The sequence below is a fragment of the Klebsiella sp. RC2 genome (assembly GCF_014192815.1).
In the GTDB taxonomy this organism is placed as follows: Bacteria; Pseudomonadota; Gammaproteobacteria; order Enterobacterales; family Enterobacteriaceae; genus Klebsiella; species Klebsiella variicola.
This window is the reverse complement of record NZ_JACHYL010000008.1, coordinates 139,022-159,968: the sequence shown is the minus strand read 5'-3', so window position 1 is coordinate 159,968 and position 20,947 is coordinate 139,022. Positions and strand designations below refer to the sequence as shown.

19 protein-coding genes and 1 pseudogene are annotated in these 20,947 nt (G+C 60.2%); 6 read left to right on the top strand and 14 right to left on the bottom strand.

Annotated features, from left to right (window positions below):
* Positions 1 to 6: 6 nt before the first annotated feature.
* The 5 genes from benB to FHW76_RS22660 all read right to left on the bottom strand — a co-directional run bounded on the left by benB (position 7) and on the right by FHW76_RS22660 (position 4,446).
* Positions 7 to 492, bottom strand: a complete 486-nt coding sequence (benB, locus tag FHW76_RS22680; RefSeq protein WP_008804731.1) for a benzoate 1,2-dioxygenase small subunit — start codon at positions 490 to 492, stop codon at positions 7 to 9.
* Positions 492 to 1,874 carry a Rieske 2Fe-2S domain-containing protein gene (locus tag FHW76_RS22675; protein WP_050887109.1) on the bottom strand — a complete coding sequence of 461 codons (1,383 nt, stop codon included), beginning with the start codon at positions 1,872 to 1,874 and terminating at the stop codon, positions 492 to 494. The genes benB and FHW76_RS22675 overlap by 1 nt, the downstream gene beginning before the upstream one ends.
* A gap of 109 nt (positions 1,875 to 1,983) precedes the next feature.
* Positions 1,984 to 2,910 carry a catechol 1,2-dioxygenase gene (gene catA, locus FHW76_RS22670; RefSeq protein WP_032730479.1) on the bottom strand — a complete coding sequence of 309 codons (927 nt, stop codon included), beginning with the start codon at positions 2,908 to 2,910 and terminating at the stop codon, positions 1,984 to 1,986.
* Positions 2,911 to 2,979: 69 nt separating this feature from the next.
* Positions 2,980 to 3,270: a muconolactone Delta-isomerase gene (gene catC, locus FHW76_RS22665; protein ID WP_012968100.1), complete on the bottom strand. Its 291-nt coding sequence runs from the start codon at positions 3,268 to 3,270 to the stop codon at positions 2,980 to 2,982.
* A 12-nt stretch (positions 3,271 to 3,282) separates the two neighbouring features.
* A complete protein-coding gene (locus FHW76_RS22660) occupies positions 3,283 to 4,446 on the bottom strand; it encodes a muconate cycloisomerase family protein (protein ID WP_183477018.1) in 1,164 nt (387 codons plus the stop codon).
* A gap of 171 nt (positions 4,447 to 4,617) precedes the next feature.
* Between FHW76_RS22660 and FHW76_RS22655 the strand changes: the two genes are divergently transcribed.
* Positions 4,618 to 5,454 (top strand): IclR family transcriptional regulator C-terminal domain-containing protein, encoded by an 837-nt coding sequence (locus tag FHW76_RS22655; protein WP_162494449.1) that lies wholly within the window; start codon positions 4,618 to 4,620, stop codon positions 5,452 to 5,454.
* On the opposite strand, the gene kmrA is transcribed toward FHW76_RS22655, so the two are convergent.
* Positions 5,449 to 6,948 carry an efflux MFS transporter KmrA gene (kmrA, locus tag FHW76_RS22650; RefSeq protein ID WP_060875749.1) on the bottom strand — a complete coding sequence of 500 codons (1,500 nt, stop codon included), beginning with the start codon at positions 6,946 to 6,948 and terminating at the stop codon, positions 5,449 to 5,451. The genes FHW76_RS22655 and kmrA overlap by 6 nt on opposite strands.
* 119 nt (positions 6,949 to 7,067) lie before the next feature.
* Between kmrA and FHW76_RS22645 the strand changes: the two genes are divergently transcribed.
* Positions 7,068 to 7,643: a TetR family transcriptional regulator gene (locus FHW76_RS22645; RefSeq protein ID WP_032738859.1), complete on the top strand. Its 576-nt coding sequence runs from the start codon at positions 7,068 to 7,070 to the stop codon at positions 7,641 to 7,643.
* Between the two features lie 188 nt (positions 7,644 to 7,831).
* Here the strand turns inward: FHW76_RS22645 and nhoA are convergent, their stop codons facing one another.
* The 4 genes from nhoA to FHW76_RS22625 all read right to left on the bottom strand — a co-directional run bounded on the left by nhoA (position 7,832) and on the right by FHW76_RS22625 (position 12,137).
* Entirely contained in the window at positions 7,832 to 8,677 is an 846-nt protein-coding gene (nhoA, locus tag FHW76_RS22640) for an N-hydroxyarylamine O-acetyltransferase (RefSeq protein ID WP_016161153.1), read from the bottom strand.
* Between the two features lie 76 nt (positions 8,678 to 8,753).
* The gene (locus FHW76_RS22635; protein WP_183477016.1) at positions 8,754 to 10,409 is read right to left on the bottom strand and encodes an iron ABC transporter permease; all 1,656 of its coding nucleotides are present in this window, start codon (positions 10,407 to 10,409) and stop codon (positions 8,754 to 8,756) included.
* 58 nt (positions 10,410 to 10,467) lie between these two features.
* Positions 10,468 to 11,436: an ABC transporter substrate-binding protein gene (locus tag FHW76_RS22630; RefSeq protein ID WP_008804721.1), complete on the bottom strand. Its 969-nt coding sequence runs from the start codon at positions 11,434 to 11,436 to the stop codon at positions 10,468 to 10,470.
* On the bottom strand, positions 11,433 to 12,137 hold the full coding sequence (locus FHW76_RS22625) for an ABC transporter ATP-binding protein (RefSeq protein ID WP_012541582.1): 705 nt from the start codon (positions 12,135 to 12,137) through the stop codon (positions 11,433 to 11,435). Before FHW76_RS22625 ends, FHW76_RS22630 begins: the two co-directional genes overlap by 4 nt.
* A 211-nt stretch (positions 12,138 to 12,348) precedes the next feature.
* Here FHW76_RS22625 and FHW76_RS22620 point away from each other — a divergent pair, with 211 nt between their 5' ends.
* Positions 12,349 to 12,930, top strand: a complete 582-nt coding sequence (locus tag FHW76_RS22620; protein WP_004151228.1) for a flavin reductase family protein — start codon at positions 12,349 to 12,351, stop codon at positions 12,928 to 12,930.
* A 55-nt stretch (positions 12,931 to 12,985) separates the two neighbouring features.
* On the opposite strand, the gene FHW76_RS22615 is transcribed toward FHW76_RS22620, so the two are convergent.
* Entirely contained in the window at positions 12,986 to 13,810 is an 825-nt protein-coding gene (locus tag FHW76_RS22615; RefSeq protein ID WP_110216952.1) for a helix-turn-helix domain-containing protein, read from the bottom strand.
* 204 nt (positions 13,811 to 14,014) lie between these two features.
* On the opposite strand from FHW76_RS22615, the gene FHW76_RS22610 reads away from it, so the two are divergent.
* The 3 genes and pseudogenes from FHW76_RS22610 (at position 14,015) to FHW76_RS22600 (ending at position 18,641) form a co-directional block, all read left to right on the top strand.
* Positions 14,015 to 15,583, top strand: coding sequence for a sugar hydrolase (locus tag FHW76_RS22610; RefSeq protein ID WP_183477014.1), 1,569 nt, complete (start codon positions 14,015 to 14,017; stop codon positions 15,581 to 15,583).
* Positions 15,584 to 15,606: 23 nt separating this feature from the next.
* Entirely contained in the window at positions 15,607 to 16,989 is a 1,383-nt protein-coding gene (locus tag FHW76_RS22605) for an MFS transporter (protein ID WP_049164833.1), read from the top strand.
* Between the two features lie 42 nt (positions 16,990 to 17,031).
* A pseudogene (locus FHW76_RS22600) lies at positions 17,032 to 18,641 on the top strand (carbohydrate porin).
* 39 nt (positions 18,642 to 18,680) lie between these two features.
* Here FHW76_RS22600 and pptA read toward each other — a convergent pair.
* The 3 genes from pptA to FHW76_RS22585 all read right to left on the bottom strand — a co-directional run bounded on the left by pptA (position 18,681) and on the right by FHW76_RS22585 (position 20,684).
* Positions 18,681 to 18,908 (bottom strand): tautomerase PptA, encoded by a 228-nt coding sequence (gene pptA, locus FHW76_RS22595; RefSeq protein WP_002906690.1) that lies wholly within the window; start codon positions 18,906 to 18,908, stop codon positions 18,681 to 18,683.
* 70 nt (positions 18,909 to 18,978) lie between these two features.
* Positions 18,979 to 19,596 (bottom strand): glutathione S-transferase family protein, encoded by a 618-nt coding sequence (locus FHW76_RS22590; RefSeq protein WP_002906692.1) that lies wholly within the window; start codon positions 19,594 to 19,596, stop codon positions 18,979 to 18,981.
* A gap of 83 nt (positions 19,597 to 19,679) precedes the next feature.
* Positions 19,680 to 20,684, bottom strand: a complete 1,005-nt coding sequence (locus FHW76_RS22585; protein WP_183477012.1) for a LacI family DNA-binding transcriptional regulator — start codon at positions 20,682 to 20,684, stop codon at positions 19,680 to 19,682.
* Positions 20,685 to 20,947 lie beyond the last annotated feature (263 nt).

Genomic DNA, 20,947 nt, shown 5'->3' with positions numbered 1-20,947 from the left:
CGCCTCTTAAATGTGGTAAACGTCAATCACCTGACGGATATAATCGTTATTCAGGCGCACGGTTTTGCGCACGATCTGCGGTCTGCCGTCCTGCTCAATTAGCGTGCAACAGGTAGAGCCGAAATAGGCATCCGTGTGTTGATAGCGGTGGCTCCAGGTGACCCAGTTGTAGCGCACCTCCAGCCCCTCGTCGCTTTCGCCCATCAGTTCAACATTGCTGATGATGTGCGTGGTGCGCGGCTCCGGCGTACTGGCGCCGGAACGTTCGGTTTTAATGCGATAGACGCGATCTTCCAGGCCTTCACGGTTGGGATAATAGATAAGGGAAATCTCTTTTTGCGGGTCGCGCGTCAGCTGGTCATCGTCGCCCCACGCCGGCATCCAGTAGACCACCTGCGGGCTGTAACAACTCAGCCATTCGTCCCACTGACGATCATCCAACAGGCGGGCTTCGTAATAGAGAAACTGGCGAACGTGTTCGAGATTCAACATCAGGCCACCTCCACGCGCTGGGTAATCGACTGGTCGTAACGCTGCTGTTCCTGTTCCAGCGCCGCCAGCATGACCGTTTGCCAGTGATGGTGATGGGCGATGTACAGCGCTTCATCTTCTGATTTCACCCCGCTGAGTCGTGGCGTGAAACCGGCATGTTTGGCGTGCTCATCCGGGCCGTCGACCCAGCGCAGCGCACCGCGGCTCAGATCGCTCCATGGCAGATTTTCGCCGAGATAGCCGCGCTGACAGGCGCTGAACTCTTCCAGATCGTCCGGCGTCCCCATCCCGCTAACGTTAAAGAAATCTTCATACTGGCGGATGCGTAGCGCCCGCGCCTGGTCTGATTCACCTTTTGGCGCAAAACACCAAATGGTGACTTCGGTTTTATCGACCGCAATCGGGCGGATCACGCGGATCTGGGTAGAAAACTGATCCATCAGGTAGACGTTGGGGTACAGGCACAGGTTGCGGGTTTCATTGACCATCTGGTCGGCGCGTCGTTCGCCAAATTCCGCCTGTAGACGCTCGCGGTGGGCATACACCGGGCGCACTTCCGGGTTCAGCGCCCGGGTCCACAGCAGCATGTGGCCATTGTCAAAACCGTAGCCGCCGCCGACGCTCTTTGACCAGCCGTTGGCGTCAACCGCATGCGTCCCCTCCGCTTCATAGTTGCGGCGTGACATGGTTGAGGCATAGTTCCAGTGCACCACGCTGACGTGATAGCCATCGGCGCCGTTCTCCGCGCCCAGCTTCCAGTTGCCTTCGTATACATAGCTCGACGAGCCCTTCAGCACTTCCAGGCCGTCCGGCGCCTGATCGACGATCAGATCGATGATTTTGCGGGTTTCGCCGAGATAGGCCTCCAGCGACTGCACGTCGGCGTTGAGGCTACCGAATAAGAAACCGCGGTAAGACTGAAAACGCGGCAGTTTTTGCAGATCGTGAGACCCTTCCTGTTTGAAGGTGTCAGGATAGGCGCCGGTGCTCTCATCTTTGGCTTTTAATAATTTGCCGTTATTGCTGAAGGTCCAGCCATGGAACGGACAGGTAAATGAGTTTTTATTTCCGGTTTTGCGTCGGCATAACATGGCCCCGCGGTGGGCACAGCTATTAATTAATGCATGCAATTCATTCTTTTTATCACGAGTGATAATAACCGGCTGCCGTCCCAGCGTCAGAGTATAATAATCTCCCGGCTCGGCAATCTGGCTTTCATGGGCGAGAAAAACCCAATTACCTTCGAAGATATGTTTCATTTCAAAATCAAATAACTGCTGGTCGGTAAATATAGAGCGGTGGCAACGGTAAATATGATTTTCACGGTCGACAATTAACGCGTTGGTGATTTTGTCTTTAAGCGCTGATAGCGTTTTTTGCATGAGTCAGTCCCTCCTGCAGGATTCAGGATGAAAGAAACAGGGTGAATTTGTCGTTTTCGGGTGCAATGTCTGGCCCGGGCAGCTACGTGCCCGTGGCCAGTAAAACCGATTACTCTTTGGCGCGCAGGCGGGTGCCGCGGTGCTCTTCGTCGGCGTTCAGGGCTTTACACAGGGTGAAATCAAAACAGACCTCGGTGTGCTCTCCCTCAAGATCGCGCTGCGCGATGGTCTCGCGGTCGGTCACTTTTACCGGGTCGGCAATCAGACCGTCGCGGGTGGCAAAGGCAAAATCATCCCACAGATATTTATCGCCGCTGAGGTTAATCTGGCTGGTCAGATGCTTATGGCCCGGGGCGGAGACGAAGAAGTGAATATGCGCCGGACGGTTGCCGTGGCGGCCTAACTGATCCAGCAACTTCTGCGTCGGACCATCCGGCGGGCAGCCGTAGCCGGAAGGCATGATGCTGCGCACGCTGTAGCGGCCATCGGCGCCAGTGCGGATCCGGCGACGGAGGTTGTAGTCGCTCTGACTTTGATCGAAAAACGAGTAATTACCGAGGGTATTGGCGTGCCAGATATCAACGATGGCATTGGCTATCGGCTGGCCCTGATTATCTTTAACCTGACCATGCAGCCACATCACTTCCCCGGCATCGGCGCCATCATCCATCCGGGCGTGGCTGTCGGCCAGCGGCGCATTGGCCACATACAGCGGTCCTTCGATGGTGCGTGGGGTGCCGGTTTCCCGCCGCGCCGCCGCGTCAATGGCGTCCTGACGCAGGTCGAGGAAATGCTCCAGTCCCAGCCCCGCCGCCAGCAGCGCCGCTTCCTGACGGCCACCCAGTTCGTGCAAGTAGTTCACCGCATGCCAGAACTCTTCTTCTGTGACGTTATAGTCGTCGATCAGCGTGCAGATATTCTCCAGCAAACGGTGGACGATGGCTTTAAAACGTTCATTACCGCCAGGGACATTTAACCCCGCGCCTTCACGTAATAATTTCTGCACGGCTTCTTGTTGTACGAAAGCATTACTCATAATTATTCTCTCTTATCGTTGTAGGATATTTGCCGGGTATTCCCGGCATGAGGTCAGATGTTATTATTATTAGCTATCGTCTTCACGAACAGACGAGGGATGACGGCACAGCGCCTCGACGCGAATATCCATAAAGGGATACAGCGGCAATCCCATTAAAATTTGATGTAACTCTTCGGCATCTCGAACATCGAAAATGCTGACATTGGCGTAAAGACCGGCGACGCGCCAGATATGTCGCCATTTGCCTTCACGTTGTAATTGTTGCGAATAGGCTTTCTCGCGTTGTTTAATTTCATCCGCTTCGGCGGCAGGAAAACCGAGCGGGATATTAACGGTCATCTCCACTTTAAATAGCATTATTTTCTCCAGTTATGCCTTACGGGAATAGAAGCGTAGCTTGTCTTCATCCAGCTCCACGCCGAGCCCTGGCGTCTGCGGGAGCGCTACCTGACCATCGGCAAAGGTGAGTGGCACGCTGATAATATCGTCTTTGAGGAGCAGCGGGCCGAACATCTCGGTGCCCCACTGCAGCGGCAGCGTCGACCAGGTGTGCAGCGACGCGACGGTACCGACGGTCCCTTCCAGCATGGTGCCGCCATACAGGCCAACCCCCGCCGCCTGGGCGACGCGGGCCAGCGCCAGCACGCTGTTCGGTCCCCCGGCTTTGGCGATTTTCAGGGCATAAGCGCCGGTAAATCCCTGTTGCGCCAGTTGGTAACCATCGTAAGCGGTCGCGACCGCTTCATCCGCGAGGATCGCGGTTTCGATTTGCTGGCTCAGGCGCACCAGTGCGGCATTGTCCTGCGCGCTGACCGGCTGTTCGATGAGATCGACGCCCATCGCCGCCAGCTCGCGACAGCCCTTCGCGCCGGTCGCGGCGTCCCAGGCCTGATTAACGTCAACGCGAATGCTGGCGCGATCGCCTAAGGCTTCCACAATGGCCCGGGTATGACGCAGGTCGGTGGCTAATTCCCGTGCGCCAATTTTCAGCTTGAACGCCTGATGACGGCGCTCGGCTAACAGCTTTTCCCCTTCGGCGATATCTTTCGCGGTATCGCCGCTGGCTAACGTCCACAGCACCGGCAACGACGTTTGCAGCGCGCCGCCGAGCAGCGCCGATACCGGTAGCCCTAAAGCTTTGCCCTGGGCATCAAGGAGTGCGGTTTCAATGGCAGACTTTGCGAAAGTATTGCCTCTAATGGCGCTGTTCATACGCGCCGTCAGCGCATTCAGGTTATCGGCCGGCAGCCCTTTCAACAGCGGCGTCAGATAATGGGTTATCGCCGACGAGATAGCCTCCGGGCTCTCGACGCCATAGCTCAAACCACCAATGGTGGTGGCTTCGCCGATGCCGCAGATGCCGTCGGAGCGGGTAAGCCGCACGATCACCAGCGTCTGGCAGCCCATGGTGGTCATCGATAACTTGTGTGGCCGGATGGTCGGGACATCCACTATCCAGCTCTCAATACGTTCTACGGTGGCGGTCATTTTCGGTTCCTGATGAGATGTATAACTTTTTGTACCCACATCCATAACGGGGAGGTGTGTGCCATTGACAATAGGGTTCAGCCTGGCGGCTGGTCAACGGCGATAATCGAAATGTTGTGCGATTATCGGCACGTTTGTTAAAAGGCAGTTAATAATGTGATCGCGGTGGTAAAACCGGCACAATTCAGGACGGTGCAGTTTGCGCACGGTATAGTGATGCCCCGTGAGCTTTGCATTGCAACGGAGAGGGAATCAATGCGTGACCATACCCCCACCACCTTGAGCGCCAGGCAGGCCGAGCACGACCCCAATTTTATGCTGTCTCTGGCCCGCGGGCTGGAGGTGCTCAATGCTTTTACTCCCCAGCGCCAGCGGCTGACCATTTCTCAGTTGAGCCAGAAAACCCAAATCTCCCGCGCGGCGGTACGCCGTTGCCTGTATACCCTCGCCGCGCTGGGCATGGTGCACAGTCCGGATGGCCGCAGCTATGAACTGCTGCCCCGGGTGCTGGCCGTCGGCCACGCCTATCTGGCCGGCACGCCGCTGGCGAAAGTCGCGCAGACGGCGCTGGATAGCCTTGGCAAAGCGCTCGGCGAATCCTGCTCAGCGGCGACGCTGGACGGCGACAACGTGCTCTATATCGCCCGCGCGGCGGTCAATAATTTACTGAGCATCGACCTGGGGCGCGGCAGTCGCCTGCCGGCGTGGGCGACCTCTATGGGACGGGTGTTGTTGAGCGCGCTGCCGGAGGAACAGCTTGAGGTGACACTGTCACGAGCAGCGTTAATCCGCTACACCCCGCACACTCTGTGCGATATGGCCGGGCTACGCGCGGAGATTGCCCGGGTGCGCATGCAGGGCTATGCCCTCGCCGACCGGCAGATTGAGGTGGGGTTGTGTTCGCTGGCGGTGCCCGTGCTGTCACGCCATGGCCAGGTGGTGGCCGCCCTGAATGTCGGGGTCCCCGCCGCGACCATCAGCGCCGCGGCGTTAAAAGAGAAGGCCCTCGCCCCGCTTCGACGCGCGGCGATGGACCTGTCGCTACAGCTATAGCGTTGACTGCGGTTTCGCCACGCTCGCCAGGCTGCGCCAGATGCCGGCCGCCAGCAGCAGAAGCAGTACGCCCGCCGTCGCCAGCACCAGGCTGTGAGCCTGGGTAAAGGCCGCCTTCGCCGCCGCCATCAGCGCCTCAGCCATCCCGGCGGGCAGCGCCTCGGTCAGACTGACCGCCTCGCCGATTGACGACGACGCCTGCTGCGCCATGGACTCACTCAGCCCGGACGGTAGCACAATGGTGGCGCTGTAGCTGCGGGTCAGGATCAGGCCAAACAGCGCAATACCGAGACCGGCGCCCAGCTCATAGGCCATGGTTTCGATGGCCCCGGCCGCCGCCGCTTTCTCCTTCGGCGCCGCCGCCATAATCGCGGAGCTGGAGGCCAGCAGCGCGCTGGCGACGCTGAAGCCCAGCAGCGTCATCAGCCCCCATGCCTGCCACGGTTGTGTGCTGAAATCGGTCAGCGCGAGGCCCAGAAAACTGAAGGCGCTGAGCAACATTCCGCCCGTCGCCACCTGCCGCAGCCCCAGTTTCGACACCAGCATTCCGGCAATCGGGCCGCTGAAGCCGCTGGCAACCATCACTGGCAGCATAAACATCCCCGCCTCGAACGGCGTTTTCTGATGCACAAACTGCAGCTCCTGCGCCATCAGCAGTTCAAAACCGACCAGAGTAATCAGGGCCGTCATCGCCATCATCACCCCGCTTAAAATAATACGATGGGTGAACAGCCGCATATCCACCATCGGGCGGGTCGCCGACAGCTGCTTGCGGATAAACCAGGTGAGCATCGCCGCTCCGCCGATCGCCACCAGTGCGGTGAGCCACAGCGCCAGCTGGCCCTTCAGCGCCGATTTCGCGCTAAACACTAGCATCAGGATCGAGGCAATTAAAATGAGCGCCTGCAGCAGATTGAGCGGTTGTTCGCGGCGCGCGGGCTGACGCGGCACCACTTTCGCGTTAATGGCGATAACCACCAGCACGATCGGCACGTTGATCAGGAATACCGACCCCCAGTAGAAATGCTCCAGCAGCATGCCGCCCACCAGCGGGCCAAAGGCCGCGCCGCCGGAGCCCACCGCCGCCCACAGACCCAGCGCCATATTGCGCTGGCTGGCCTCGGCAAAGGTGCTGCGGATCCCGGCCAGCGTCGCCGGGACGATCATCGCCGCCCCCACCGCCAGCAAAGCGCGTGAGGCAATCAGCGTCAGGGCCGTCGGCGACAGCGCGGCGCACAGCGAGGCGACGCCAAAAATGGCGCTGCCGAGCAACAGCAGGCGCTTGAAGCCGATTTTATCGCCGAGGGCGCCCATCGGCAGTACCATCCCGGCCATCACTAATGAGTAGATATCAATGATCCACAGCAGCTCATTGCCGCTGCTACCCAGCGCGACGCTGAGCGTCGGCGCGGCCACATGCAATACCGTGGCGTCAATCGCCACCGGAATATAAACCAGCAAAATCGCCATCAGCGTCATCCATTGCCGTGACATAGCTTGTACCTCAATGTTGGAAATTGGACACACGTCCAGGATGGCGATCCTGCCGGATTGTTGAACGCATGTCCAACTTTTTGTTACACTCGGCCAAAGCCAGATGACAGCGGGGTTCTATGCACTATTTACAGCGGGATGCACGACGGGAAGGGATTATGCAGGCCGCCATGCGGCTGGCGCTGCGCGGCGGCTTTGCCGCCATGACCGTGCGGCAGATCGCCCGCGAAGCCGAGGTGGCCGCCGGGCAGTTGCACCACCACTTCTCCTCCATCGGCGAGCTGAAATCACAGGTTTTCATCCGTCTGATCCGCGAGATGCTCGATATGCCGCTGGTGGCCGAAGACGCCAGCTGGCGCGAGCGGTTATTCTCGATGATCGGCAGCGAAGATGGCCGGCTGGAGCCCTATATCCGCCTGTGGCGCGAAGGCCAGGTGCTGGCCGACAGCGACCCGGACATCAAAGCGGCCTACCTGCTGACCATGAACATGTGGCATGAAGAGACCGTCGCCATCATCGAGCAGGGCCTCGCCTGCGGCGAATTTCATTCGTCTGAACCACCGGCAGATATCGCCTGGCGTTTTATCGCCCTGGTGTGCGGCCTCGACGGGATTTACGCCCTTGGCACCCAGGCCCTGGACGATGCAGCGTTTAGCCGTTATTTGAATAAGATGATTACCATGGAATTGTTTTAGCGGACGCTGCCAGAGCGTGGCAGGGATCCATCGCGGGCACTGACTGCTGGCGGAGGCCATTGACCCCGTTGCGCCGTTAGTTTGCCGGATGGCGGCTACGCCTTATCCGGCCTGCAAAACGCTTCTATCTTCATTCGATAGCTTTCCCTCAGGCCCGGTCAGCGCAGCGCCACCGGGTATCAGGAAATTTACTTCCCGGCTTCCGGATGGGTATCGAACGCCGCCATTACCGCCGCCAGCGCCGCTTCACTAAAGCCATGTTTAGGATCGTCCACGCCCAGCCCGAAGCGGGTCTGCAGCGCTTCATACAGCGCGGAGACATCGGCAAAATCGATCTTCTCCACCACGTGGTTATTCTCCCAGTGGGTAAAGTGGAAATTGGTGAGGGTCATTTTGCCGCCGTCCGGCAGATGACGGCACATCAGCAGATGGTGACGGAAGTGAGACTGTGGCCAGTGCGCCGACCAGAAGTTGCCCATCACATAATCAGACGCATACTGGCGGCCTAAATCGAAATGGTACATCGACTGCCAGTGCTCGTGATGGTTGAACTGCAGCGTCCACTCATCCCCTTCATGCACCAGACGATAGCTGCCATGCGGCGTTTGCTGGGGGATATCGGCCAGCAGTTTGATCGGCGCGGTCAGCGTCTGGCCGCCGAAGCCGACGTCGGCGATCCAGCGCTCGCCCGCCACTTCCACCAGCAATAAACGGTGAGTACGCGGCGGCATCTGCGGCGGATTGGCCAGCACTACGCGGCCAAGCAGGCTGCGGACGTTAAAGCCTATCTCGCGCAGCACGCGCTCAAGGAGACCATTTTGCTCAAAACAATACCCCCCGCGGCGGGCGGCGATCAGCTTCTCTTCCAGCGCCCGATCGTCAAGGTGGATCTCACGCGGCAGCAGGACGTCGAGGTTTTCAAAGGGGATGGCGCTGTTATGCTGCAGATGCAGTTCGCGCAGGGTATCAATGGATACATCAGGCTCACCCGTCCAGCCCAGACGGGAAAAATAGGCGCGTAAAAAGGGACTCATCAAGGCCTCCAGCTGTAGGTGTCCGACATTTATAGCCTATTTTTCCGCGCCGACCGTCTTTTTTGTGCGCTTGTCGTTAACCGCGCGTGCTGCGCTGCATCAGCGCCAGCGCCGTCAGCATCAGGACCAGACCGGTCAACAGCGTCAGGCTGGCCATCGCCATGCCCTGACCGACGGAGCCCTGTTCGAACTGGCGCCAGATAAACACCGCCACGGTTTGCGTACCGGCCGGAGAGAGCAGCAGCGAGGTCACCAGCTCCCGGGAGGCCACCGCGAACACCATCAGCATCGCCGCCAGCAGCGCCGGAAAGACCAGCGGCAGAACAATCAACCGCAGCGCCTGGAGTGGCGACGCCCCGTGCACCCGGGCGGCGGGCTCAAGATTGTGGCCCAGCTGGCGCAGCGCGCTGCCGACATAGCGCACCGGCCAGGGCAACAGCAGGCAGCAATAGGAGAGCAGCAACATCCACAGCGTGTTATAGGGCGAGCGCGGCCAGAAGGGCTGATTCCACAGCAGGATCAAACCGACGCCTACCACCACGCCCGGCAGCGCCGCCGGCATCAGTGACAGCGCGTCCACCATCCCGCGCCCTTTAATCTTCTGCACCATCACCAGCCAGGCGGCCAGCAGGCCCAGCGCGCCGACAATCAGCGCCGAGCCCAGGGCCAGCGACAGGCTGGTGCCGAGGGCCGACAGGGCATCCCCCTGCTGGTCAAACAGCGCCGCGAAGTGACGTAGCGTGACATTCTCAACACTCACGCCCCCTGAGAGCGTGCCCATCACGCTGGTGAGTATCATCGAGGCGGCGGGGACGCCGACCGCCAGGCCGCCGACGGCCGCCATTATCAGCACGGCGGGCAGCGTCATCCAGCCCAGCGATGCCCCGCGGTTTTCTCCCGGCTTGCCGGTGACGCTGGTGACCTCTTTCTCCCCCACCAGCCGTATTTGCAGCCACCAGGCGAACAACGCCACCGCCATCAACAGCAGCGACAGCAGCGCGGCGCCGGTAAGGTCCACCGGCCAGTCGGCCAGCTTTTTCTCAATACCGACCGTCAGCATCACCACTCCCGCCCGGCTGCCCAGCGCCGCCGGTACACCAAACTCCTCGATAGCGAGGGTAAACGCCAACAGCGTGCCCGCCGCCAGCGCCGGGGAGAGCATCGGCAGTGTCACGTGCCAGAAGGCGTGCCAGGCGGTGGCGCCATGGACGCGGGCGACCACCGCCAGCCGGGTCCCGCTCGCCAGCAGGCTGCGGGAGACGGCAAAGTACACCACCGGGAAAATATTAAAGGTCATCACCAGCACGATACCGCTGCGGCTGAACAGCAGATCGTTCAATTGCCAGCCGGTCAGCTGCTGCAGATAGCCCTGGCTTTGCAGGGCCAGCATCCAGGAGAGCGCCGAGATATAGGGCGGCGTCAGAAAGGGGATCAAAAACAGGAGATCCCACAGTCGGGGCAGCGGCAGCGAAAACATACCGCGCAGGATGCCGAGCGGCAGGCCAATCATTACGCTGACCAGCGCCACGCCGGCGGCGATCCACAGCGTACCGCCGAGCATCGCCGGTAACTGGGGATCGGCCAGCAGCACTGAGACGCCGCCAAAGGCGTCCCCGAGCGAACCGGCGCTAAAATGGGGAAAAATCGCCTGCAGCAGAATAAATACTAACGGCAACGCGACCAGCATCACCAGGGCGGCGAGGGTCGCGCCGGAAAGGAATGTTTGTTTCACAACCGGTTCCTGAAGCTGAGGGGTCCCCCGGCGGCCAGCGCCGGAGGAACAGGAGCAATTACTGCGCGTACAGCTGACTGAAGCGGGCGAGCACGGCGCCCCGTTCGCTGCTGCCTTCGCTGGTGGTGGGCAGCACCTTCAGCGCGTCCAGTAGCGGACGTTTGGCCGCCACGTCGCGGCGGGCGGGCATCAGCCAGGCATCGGCAACCCTCGCCTGACCTTCCGGCGACAGAACATAATCGATAAAGGCTTTGGCATCGTCGGCATGCTGGCTGGTTTTGAGGATCATCATCGGGCGCGGGGCAATCACCGTTCCGCTGGCCGGGAAGATCACCTTCAGCGACTCGCCCTGCTGAATATTGCCGTAGGAGACATAATCCACCGCGCCAAACACCGCCGCTTTCGCCCCCTGCATCACCGGCGTCACCGCCTGGGCGTTGGGTCCGCTGACCACCATGCCGTTCTTTTTCAGATCGTCAAACAGTTGCCAGGCCTGGTCGCCCATGCTGTTTTGCAGCCCGATCAGCAAATCCAGCGACGCGCCGGAGAGCGCCGGGTCGGGGGTTGTCACCTTGTCTTTAAACGCCGGCTGGGTGAGATCCCGCCACTCTTTCGGTTCCGGGGTACCGCTTTTACTGTTCCAGACAATGCCCAGGGCGGAGACGCCCTGGGCGATATAGTCCGCCGATTTCAGGTTCGCCGGTACCTGGTCGGCATTGGCGCTCGCAAAAGGCAGCAACCAGCCCCGCTGGTGCAGATCTTCGGCGGTATCCCACGAGGCGGAGATCAGCACATCCGCCTGCGGGTTGGCCTGCTCGGCCTCCAGTCGGGCCATTACTTTGCCGGTGGTGGCCTGGAAAACCGTCACCTTCACCCCGGTCTGTTGTTCAAAACCGCTGGCCAGGCTTTTCGCCAGCGAGCCGGGTCCGGCGGTGTAAACGGTCAGCGCATGGGCGCTGGAGAGCATCATGGCGGAAAGAGCCATCGCGAGTACCACTCCTTTCTTAACGGTCATAACGGTGTTCATGCAACTTCCCCTGAGGTTGGCGTAACGGCGCGGACAGCGGCCACGCGGCCCGCGGATAAATAGACAATCTGGTCAGCTAACAGCTCGGCTTCACGTCGATCATGGGTGACATACACGGCGGTGATGCCGAGCTGTCGCAACAGGCGGCTCATTTCGCCGCACAGCGATTCGCGCAGTTCGCTATCCAGGTTGGAGAGCGGTTCATCAAACAGCAGCACCCGCGGCGCGGCGACGATCGCCCGCGCCAGCGCCACCCGCTGCTGCTGACCGCCAGAAAGACCAGAGGGTTTACGTTCGGCGAAACCGTTGAGGCCTACCCGCGCCAGCGCCTCGCTAACCCGGCGCTCGCGTTCGCTACGGGAGACGCCGCGCATGCGCAGCGGAAAGGCGACGTTCTGCGCCACGCTCATATGCGGCCAGAGGGCGTAATCCTGAAAAACCATGCCGATATCGCGCTGCTCCGGGGGCAATCCCCATCCTGCGCGGGCGACCAGCCTGTCGCCAAAGCGGATTTCGCCGCTGGCCGGCACGCTCAGCCCGGCCAGCAGACGCAGCAAAGTGCTTTTGCCGCAGCCGGACGGACCCAGTAGCGCCACGATGCGGCCAGGTTCGATATGCAACGAGAAACGGTCAAGAACGGGAGTCTCTGCGAAGGCAAAAGAGACCTCCTGCAGGGTGATAGGGGTCAGCGTGCGCATCATCGCCCTCCCTTTCGGGACAGCGAGACCTGCCCGGCGGCCGACATCCGACGGGGCACGCTCACCTGGGATAACATCAGGGGAGCCAACATATTGTGATCCTCTTTGGGACTTAGTGCTGGCGACTATAGTCAGACGAGATGACGTATTGATTACATTTTCATTGCGGCTTAACGTGTTACCTGCCAACCGACCCATTATTCAAGGAACGCCTATGAGCCGCTTTCGCCACGTTGAACTGCAGTACGCCAGCCGCCTGCTCAACCACGGCCCGACCATTTTGATCACCAGCTACGATGCCCCGTCTGACCGGCGCAACGTCATGGCCGCCGCCTGGTCAATGCCGGTGGAATTCGCCCCGCCGCGGGTGGCTATCGTGGTGGATAAAAGCACCTGGACGCGGGAGATCATCGAGCGCAACGGCACCTTCGGCATTGTGGTTCCCGGCGTCGCCGCCGCCAGCTGGACCTACGCCGTCGGCAGCGTCAGCGGCCGCGATGAGGACAAATTCAATGCCTGGGGGATCCCGGTAGTGACCGGTCCGGAGCTGGGGTTGCCGCTGATCGAGGAGAAGTGTCTGGCATGGATGGAGTGCCGACTGCTGCCGGCGACGGCGGCCCAGACCCAGTACGACACCCTGTTCGGGGAGGTGGTGTCTGCCGCCGCCGATGAACGCGCGTTCGTCACCGGACGCTGGCAGTTCGACGACGATAAGCTCAATACCCTGCATCATCTTGGCACCGGCAATTTTGTCGCCAGCGGTCGTCATGTGCGGGCAAACTCCCTCGACGAGTAAGCGTGACTTGCCGCAGGCGGCAGGTTTTTCCCCTGCCCGGCCTGCGGCCCCCCTTTTAACCCGGTGGGCGGCGGCGATCGGCGCTGGGGGTCAGGCCAAACACTTTTTTATACAGAGTGGTAAAGTGGTTGCTGTTGGCGAAGCCGCACAGATAAGCCACTTCGGTAATGGACATCTCCGTTTCGCGTAATTTGACCCGCGCGGAGACCAGTCGCAGACGTTTCAGATAATTATCCGGCGTTAAGCCCGTGGCCTCTTTAATATGGCGAAACGCCGTGCGGGTGGTGAGATGAAATTGCTCCGCCAGTTGCTGCCAGTTATGTTCTTCGAAACAGTGCTCCTGCAGCCAGGTGAGTAATTTATGCAGTTTATAGCGGGTGCTGCTATATTCGGCTTCCGACTCGGCTGTGAGAATGGTGGTCACCAGCTGGAAAAAGAGAGACTCCCGTTGCGGGGTATTATCCGCCGCCCTCAGCGCCGGGGAAAATATCTTTTCCACCAGTTCCCGACAATAGCTGCGGGTCTCCGGCGCCAGCCAGCCATAGCAGGCGGCACACTGCGCCGATAATTGCTGCAGCAATCCCTCCATCTGCTGTAAATAGCGAAAGGCCACCGCCGGATTAATTAAGACATTAATCAACTTCAGCGTCCCCAGCTCATCATAATAGTGGACATCGCCCGGCTGGACGTAAAATACATCGCCCTGCTGGATATACAGCGGGCGGCCATTAATAACGTGTAATCCATGCCCCTCCTCGACGATCACCAGCTCGGCAAACTCGTGGCCATGCTCCTGGCTATTATCTTCCGGGTCGCTGGCGTACATGCCGAGCTTATCCTGGGGATGGGTGAAATAATACTCAACGGTCAGTGTCATCATTACAGCAAATCCTGAACAGCCTGGTGCGCAGGGGCACGATAATCTATTCCGGCCTTCGCCACGCGCCCGATGTGCGGATTTGTGATCGCCAGCGCCCCCACCTCATTATTCCTGCCATTTTCACTGACGGTTTGGCATTGCCAGAGTGGTGGCGCCGCCAGACGACGGCCTATGCTGCGCCTAACCTAATGGAGAGGACGCAGTATGTCACAGGCAATTCAATACAATTCCAGTGTGGCGATGACCCGCCATCCGCATTTATTAGAGCGTGCGGCCGCCCTGACGCCCGCGCTACATCGTCAGCGCCAGGCGCCGCAGGCCATCGTCGAAGCCGTCGCCGATCCGGCGGCGCTGAACGGCTGGCGGGGACACACCGTCTGCACGCCTGAGCAGTTTTATCAGCAGCCGCTTCGCGTCGGCGACAGCATCATCATTGATTTTGGCAGCCATTTTGTTGGCTACCTGCAGTTCAGCTGCCGCAGCGTCGGCAGCCCGCCGGATGCCCCGGCCCATCTGCACTTCACCTTCGGCGAAACGCTGAGCGAAGTCTGCGAGCCGTTCAGCGAGTACCAGGGGTGGCTGAGCAGTAGCTGGTTGCAGCAACAAGATCTGTGGCTCGACGTCCTGCCCGCCCGGGTTGACCTGCCGCGTCGCTACTGCCTGCGCTACCTGAAGGTGGAGGTCAAAGCGCTGTCGCGCAAATTTCGTCTGCAGTTCGATGAGATAGCCCTGGAAACCGTTACCTCAGCCGGCAGCCCGCAGCCGGCGGTCATCGCCGATCCGCAGTTGAAAGCCATTGATAGCGTCGCGGTTCGCACCCTGCAAAACTGCATGCAGGAGGTATTTGAGGATGGGCCGAAACGTGACCGTCGGCTGTGGCTCGGCGACCTGCGCCTGCAGGCGTTGGTCAATGACGTGACCTTCGGCCACCACGATCTGGTCCGCCGCTGCCTGTACTTGTTTGCCGGCCATACCCGGGAAGACGGCATGGTCTCCGCCAATGTCTTTGTCCAGCCTGATGTGCGCGCCGATGACACCTTTCTCTTTGATTATTCATTATTTTTTATCGACGTACTTTATAACTACCTGCAAAGCACCGGCGACACGGAAACCGTCGGTGAGCTGTGGCCCACGGCGCGGCGGCAAATCGAGCTGGCGCTGACCCGCTGCGATCCCCACGGTCTGGTGCGCGACAGCGATGACTGGTGGGCATTTATCGACTGGCAGGCAGAGCTGAATAAACAGTCGTCGGCGCAGGGGGTGCTCATCCACTGCCTGCAGCGCGCCCTCTGGCTGGCGCAGCGTGTTGAACCGCAGCGGGTAGCCGACTACACCGCTACGCTCGCGCAGCTGAAAGAGGCCGCCCTCCGCCACCTGTGGGACAGCGAGCGGCAGGTGTTTATCAGCGGCGCCGCGCGCCAGGTCTCATGGGCGTCGCAGATCTGGCTGGTACTGGCGGAGGTTGGCACCGCCGGGCAGCGGCAAGCGCTGATGCGCCGCCTGCAGCAACAGCCGCCCACCATTGCCATGAATACCCCGTACTTGCGCCATCATCACATTGTCGCCCTGCTGCAGTGCGGCCTGCGCGAGGAGGCGGTGGCGGAGATCAAAGCCTACTGGGGGGCGATGGTTGACTACGGCGCCGACACCTTCTGGGAAATTTTCGACCCGCAGCATCCTGACTTTTCCCCGTATGGCAGTAAGCTCATTAACAGTTACTGCCATGCGTGGAGCTGTACCCCGGCCTGGTTTATTCGCCAGTACGGACTTTAACAACAACGATAAGCGAGTGATTTATGGCAGAAACAACGTTTACCCTGTGGCGGCAGCGCCTTGGCTATGGCATTGCCGATCTCTCCTGCAACCTTGTGTGGCAGATGATCTCTCTGTATCTGATGTTCTTTTACACCGACGTGATGGGTCTCCCGGCCTATTACGTCGGGCTGATGTTCCTGGTTACCCGGCTGGTGGACGGCGTGGCCGACGTGCTGATGGGGCTGGTAATCGACAATACTGCCACCCGCTGGGGGCGCTGCCGTCCCTGGCTGCTGATCGGCGCCCTGCCTTTTGGTCTGCTGTGTATTCTGGCCTTCTATGTGCCGGATTTCGGCACCACCGGCAAACTGCTGTACGCCTTTATCACCTATCTGTGTCTGTCGTTCCTCTACACCCTGGTGAACATTCCGTTCTGCGCCATGCTGCCGTTTTTAACCAGTGATTCCGCAGAGCGCACCACGCTGTCGGCGGTACGTATTCTGCTGGGATCCCTCGGGGCCACCATCGTCGCCGTGGCCACCCTGCCGCTGGTCGGCATGCTGGGCAAAGGCGACCAGCAGCAGGGGTTCCTCTATACCGCGGTGATTTTTGGCGTACTGGCGGCCTTTTTCCTGCTGGTGAGCTTTCGCAACGTCGAAGAAAAGATTACCCTCACCGGGGAGCGCATGACCCTGAAACGCGCCTGGATTAGCCTGCGCGCCAATCGTCCGTGGTGGATCTTCGCCAGCAATATCTTTCTGATGTGGGGGGCCTTTTTCTTTCAGACCGGAGCGCTGGTGTACTTCTTCCACTATTACGTCGGGAATACCGAGCTGACGGCGGTTATCGCCGGGGTCTCCACCTTCGTTCCCCTGCTCGGCACCCTCACCGTCCCGCTGCTGGCCCGACGCATGAAAAAACGTCATGTCTATCTGGTCGCCAGCGCGGTCAATCTGCTCGGGATGGGGATGATGATGCTGTCTGGCACCTACGCCCTGGGGCTGATCGTCGGGGCGGTGATCCTCTCCCTTGGCGCCGGTCAGCGCACGGCTATCTATTTCTCGATGCAGGCCGACCCGGTGGATTACGGCGTGTGGAAAACCGGCATTAATACCGCGGGTATCCTGACCTCGATAAACGGCTTTCTCGGCAAGGTGGCGATGGCCGGCGCCGGGGCGATCACCGGGGCACTGCTCTCCTCCGGCGGCTATATCGCCAACCAGGCGCAAAGCGACAGCGCCCTGTTGGCCATCAAGGCCTGCTATCTGTACATTCCGGCGCTGTTGATCCTCGCCTCGATGCTGTGGATGGGCCGCTTCTACCGCCTCGACGATCACTATGAGCAGATCCGTGCCGACCTCGATGCCGGACGCGGCGCCTCGCCAGCCCCGACCCCGACCACCGGAGAATCCCCCGCCATGTAAGGCGCCCCGCTGCTTTAACCTCTGGATAAATTAAGGACTTTTATGCGTATCTCTGTGATTAGCGCAGCGGTTTGCTGCGCCCTTTTTCCACTCACCAGCGCCGCCGGGTTGAGCGTCGAACAACGGCTGGCGCAACTTGAAGCGCGCCTCAGTCTCGCCGAACAGCAGGCCAGCGAAGCCAGCCGCCGCGCGCAGCGGGCAGAACAGCAAACCGCCGCCGCCGAACAGCGCGCGGCGGCAGCGGAGCAGCAGGTGCAGGCGCTCAGCCAACAGACCACGGCTCGCGAACAAAAACAGCAGGCTACCAATCAGCAACTGAGCGAACAGCTGGCGAAGCGCGCCCCGGACGATGGCTTTACCTTTAACGCCTACGCCCGTTCCGGAATGTTAGTCAACAGCCACGGCAAAGGCGCCCGCGGCGGGCCAGGCATCTCCCCGGCCAGTTCGCTCAACGGCGATGCCCACGTCGGTCGTCTCGGCAACGAAAAAGATAATTATGCTGAGCTGAGCTTTGGCAAAAAGCTCACCTTCAACGATGGCTCATGGGCGCGCTTTAAGACCATGCTCGCCGACGGGGCCACCAACCCGGATCCGTGGGTTCAGGACAACGACAGCCACCATCTGAACATTCGTCAGCTGTACGTCGAGATGGGCGACTTCGCCGAGTTCACCGGACCGTTAAAACGCGCCTCGATCTGGGCCGGCAAACGCTTTGATCGGGATAACTTCGATATCCACTTTACCGATAGCGACATCATGTTCCTCGGTGGCACCGGCGGCGGGATCAATGATGTCGACTGGGGAAGCGGCCTGCGCGGCGATTATTCGGTGTATGCGCGTAACTTCGGCGACCTTGGCAGCGATAATTACGCGGATAATGACATCCAGAATCTGCTGTTCACCGCCAACCATTTTTACGGCAACTGGCAGCTGATGACCACGGTGATGACCGCCCAGGGTAACGATGACCTGAAAGATAATACCTCGACCACCGGGAGCTATGCCCTGCGCAGCGATAACACCGCCAAAACGGCTACTACGCGATGCTGGCCCTGCACGACAAACAGCAGTTCTACGGCCTGGCGCCAGGGGTGTCGGAAAGCGCCCTGCAGTACGGCGTCGGGCTGGGTGCCGAAGCGCGTCAGCCGGGGAGCGATGGCGACTTGACCGAGAACGCGGCCTCCCTGCGCTTTGCGTCGTACGGGATCCTGCCGCTGGGGAAAAACTGGCAGCTGGCGCCGTCGGTGATAGCCCAGCACAGCGAAGACCGCTATCGCGACGGCGACCGCTACGACTGGGCGACATTTAACCTGCGGGTATCGCAAGGGATCTCCGCTCACTTCGCCCTGCTGTATGAGGCCTCGTGGCAGTATATGGATCTCAATCCTAACGGGCGCAGCTATCGCTATAATGACAACGTTTATCAGTATCAGGCGGTCCGCGGTGATTTCTACAAGCTGACCTTCGCCCCCACCTTTAAAGTGGGCGATGTGTTTGATATCAAAGCGCGGCCGGAGATACGTTTCTTTGTCACGTGGATGAACTGGGATAAAGACCTGGATCGTTATGCGATCAACGATGATTTCGGCAGCAAAGGCTTTACCGCTGGCGGGACATGGAACTTCGGCGTGCAGACGGAGATTTGGTTCTGACCGAGCGTCACTGGCGGGCATCATGCCCGCCAGTGGCAATTACATGCTATAACCCGGCTTCTTTATCAGCTGCGCCATCTGCGGGGCGATCTCACTGTCCCACACCGCCTGCCACGCGTCCGGCTCAACCTGAGTCAGCGCGACGCTGACGGCGCTCTCTTTGCTGTTCAGATGGCGGATCAGCACCTCTGTGATGTCAGCGGCCAGCGCGGTTTTTTGTTCGTCAGTCAGTTCACGGGGAAAACATTTAATATCTACATGCGGCATAGCAAAGACTCCTTGTGGTCAGAGCCATAACGCTACCACAGAATGGCCGTTCTGGTTGCCATCGCGTGCGTTAAATCAGCTTGTTACGGCGTAGCGCCACGGCCAGCTCCGGTCGCTGACAGACCGCCCGGGCGATGGCGGCGAATTTTGGCGCGTGGTCGTCAAACCACGCCTGTCGCGGCCCCCAGCTGTACATCGCCGCGATATAGCAATCCAGCAACGTTACCGACGCGCCCAGCGCCCACGGCCCGGCAGCCAGCTGCTGTTCGAACCAGAGATAGAGATTTTTCCGGTACTGGCGACAATTCTCCACCAGCTGCTCCGCGGCGGCGGGCGCCCAGCGTTCCGGATAATCGGCATAGGTAAAGGTAGGATAGACGTTGGCCACCAGCCAGACCAGCAAACGCTGGAACTGTTGACGCTGCGGCGTCCCCGGCGCGGGGGCCAAATCGGGACGCTGATCGAGGATCATCAGCGCGATGGCGGCGGTTTCGGTCATGATGCTCCCATCGGCCAGCCTCAGGGTGGGCACCTGGCACAGCGGATTAATCTGCCGCAGACGCTCGCGCGCCGGACCGGGCTGGTCAAAGCCCTCCACGTCAACCACCTCGTAGGGAATATCGGCCAGGGAGAGCATCAGCTCGCTAATCGTCGAGCCCCATCCCGGCACGCCATAAACGGTAATCATGGTCTGCCTCCAGGGTAAAGCCTAAGTGTAGGCAGAAATTCGCCGCTCACCCACCCGGCACACCATGCCCTGAAAAGGCAGGCCTACGCCGATTCTCGTGCCACCAGCTGAAAGCCGATATCTATAATCACCCCGCTGTCTTCTCCCCCTTCGATGCGGTCAGCCAGCAGCGTAGCGGCCCGTTCACCGATGGCATGACGGTCGACGCTGACGGTAGTGATAGCCGGACGATTGCTGGCGGCGAAATCCAGATCGCCAAAACCGATCACCGCCAGATCCTGCGGTACGCGTAGCCCCCGGCTTTCGGCTTCCATAATCGCCCCCTGGGCGAGGGTGTCTGAGCTGCAGATGATCACATCAAACTCGCTGGCGGCGAGCAGCTCCGCCAGACCGCGCCGCCCCAGCGCCAGCGACGCCGGGAGCGGCACTTCAACCTGAGGCGCATCGTCCAGCCCTTTTTTAGCCAGTCGGGCACAGAGCCCCTGCTTACGCAACATCGCGCGCGCATCGCCCGCCCACAGCAGGCCTGGTCGCTGGTAGCCTTTCTCCAGTACATACTCGCCAATGATTTCGCCCACTTTTTCATGGGAAAAACCGACCAGCATATCCAGCGGCGTCGGGGTGAGATCCCAGATTTCCACCACCGGCGTGGCGGCGTTAAGAATCGTTTTCTTTAACAGCGGCGCATGCTGGATGCCGGTTAACACCACGCCATCAGGGCGCCGCGAAAGCAAGGTAGAGACCAGCTCGGCCTCGGTCTGCCGGTCATAGCCCGCCACGCACAGCAGCATATGGTAGCCGCGCGCCGCCAGGGTATCGCTCAGCGCCTGGATGGTATCGACAAACATATTGTTATTGATTTGCGGTACCACGACCGCCACCAGCTTGCTGCGCCTGGAGGCGAGGCCGCCGGCCAGCGCATTGGGGATATAGCCCGTCGCCTGCACAGCCTGCATCACTTTCTCTACCGTTTTTGGCCTGACCAGCTGGGGCGTATTCAGCGCCCGACTGACCGTCATCGGCGACAACCCGGCGCTGCGAGCCACATCCTCCAGCGTCGGCGCCCGCGTCGGTTTTTTGCTTTTCACGGCTAAGCCCCTGTGTTAAGTCGTTTCCTGTGGGCATTATTGATGATGCCCCACGCAATTGCCAGCGCCCGCCGCGTCTCCCCTAACAGAATCAACGACCTGCAATATAAAATGTTATCGCTATCATTATGACTTGTCACTTTTCACAAACTGTTTTGGATTGTGACCTGCACAGCAAAGTTTTCGCCTTTATAACGGCCAATTGTGATCGTTTGTACAAATTAAAACCACTAGCGTAGCGTCAAAAGCATTTCACCATTACA

Bases quoted from the DNA above. Each gene is read 5' to 3' on its own strand.
- FHW76_RS22645 (WP_032738859.1), top strand. From the start codon at position 7,068: ATGCACTATTTACAGCGGGATGCACGACGGGAAGGGATTATGCAGGCC.
- nhoA (WP_016161153.1), bottom strand. From the start codon at position 8,677: ATGAGTCCCTTTTTACGCGCCTATTTTTCCCGTCTGGGCTGGACGGGT.
- FHW76_RS22610 (WP_183477014.1), top strand. From the start codon at position 14,015: ATGTCACAGGCAATTCAATACAATTCCAGTGTGGCGATGACCCGCCAT.
- FHW76_RS22675 (WP_050887109.1), bottom strand. From the start codon at position 1,874: ATGCAAAAAACGCTATCAGCGCTTAAAGACAAAATCACCAACGCGTTA.
- FHW76_RS22630 (WP_008804721.1), bottom strand. From the start codon at position 11,436: ATGAACACCGTTATGACCGTTAAGAAAGGAGTGGTACTCGCGATGGCT.
- FHW76_RS22625 (WP_012541582.1), bottom strand. From the start codon at position 12,137: ATGATGCGCACGCTGACCCCTATCACCCTGCAGGAGGTCTCTTTTGCC.
- catA (WP_032730479.1), bottom strand. From the start codon at position 2,910: ATGAGTAATGCTTTCGTACAACAAGAAGCCGTGCAGAAATTATTACGT.
- benB (WP_008804731.1), bottom strand. From the start codon at position 492: ATGTTGAATCTCGAACACGTTCGCCAGTTTCTCTATTACGAAGCCCGC.
- FHW76_RS22655 (WP_162494449.1), top strand. From the start codon at position 4,618: ATGCCCCGTGAGCTTTGCATTGCAACGGAGAGGGAATCAATGCGTGAC.
- FHW76_RS22660 (WP_183477018.1), bottom strand. From the start codon at position 4,446: ATGGATGTGGGTACAAAAAGTTATACATCTCATCAGGAACCGAAAATG.
- FHW76_RS22620 (WP_004151228.1), top strand. From the start codon at position 12,349: ATGAGCCGCTTTCGCCACGTTGAACTGCAGTACGCCAGCCGCCTGCTC.
- pptA (WP_002906690.1), bottom strand. From the start codon at position 18,908: ATGCCGCATGTAGATATTAAATGTTTTCCCCGTGAACTGACTGACGAA.
- FHW76_RS22605 (WP_049164833.1), top strand. From the start codon at position 15,607: ATGGCAGAAACAACGTTTACCCTGTGGCGGCAGCGCCTTGGCTATGGC.
- kmrA (WP_060875749.1), bottom strand. From the start codon at position 6,948: ATGTCACGGCAATGGATGACGCTGATGGCGATTTTGCTGGTTTATATT.
- FHW76_RS22590 (WP_002906692.1), bottom strand. From the start codon at position 19,596: ATGATTACCGTTTATGGCGTGCCGGGATGGGGCTCGACGATTAGCGAG.
- catC (WP_012968100.1), bottom strand. From the start codon at position 3,270: ATGCTATTTAAAGTGGAGATGACCGTTAATATCCCGCTCGGTTTTCCT.
- FHW76_RS22615 (WP_110216952.1), bottom strand. From the start codon at position 13,810: ATGATGACACTGACCGTTGAGTATTATTTCACCCATCCCCAGGATAAG.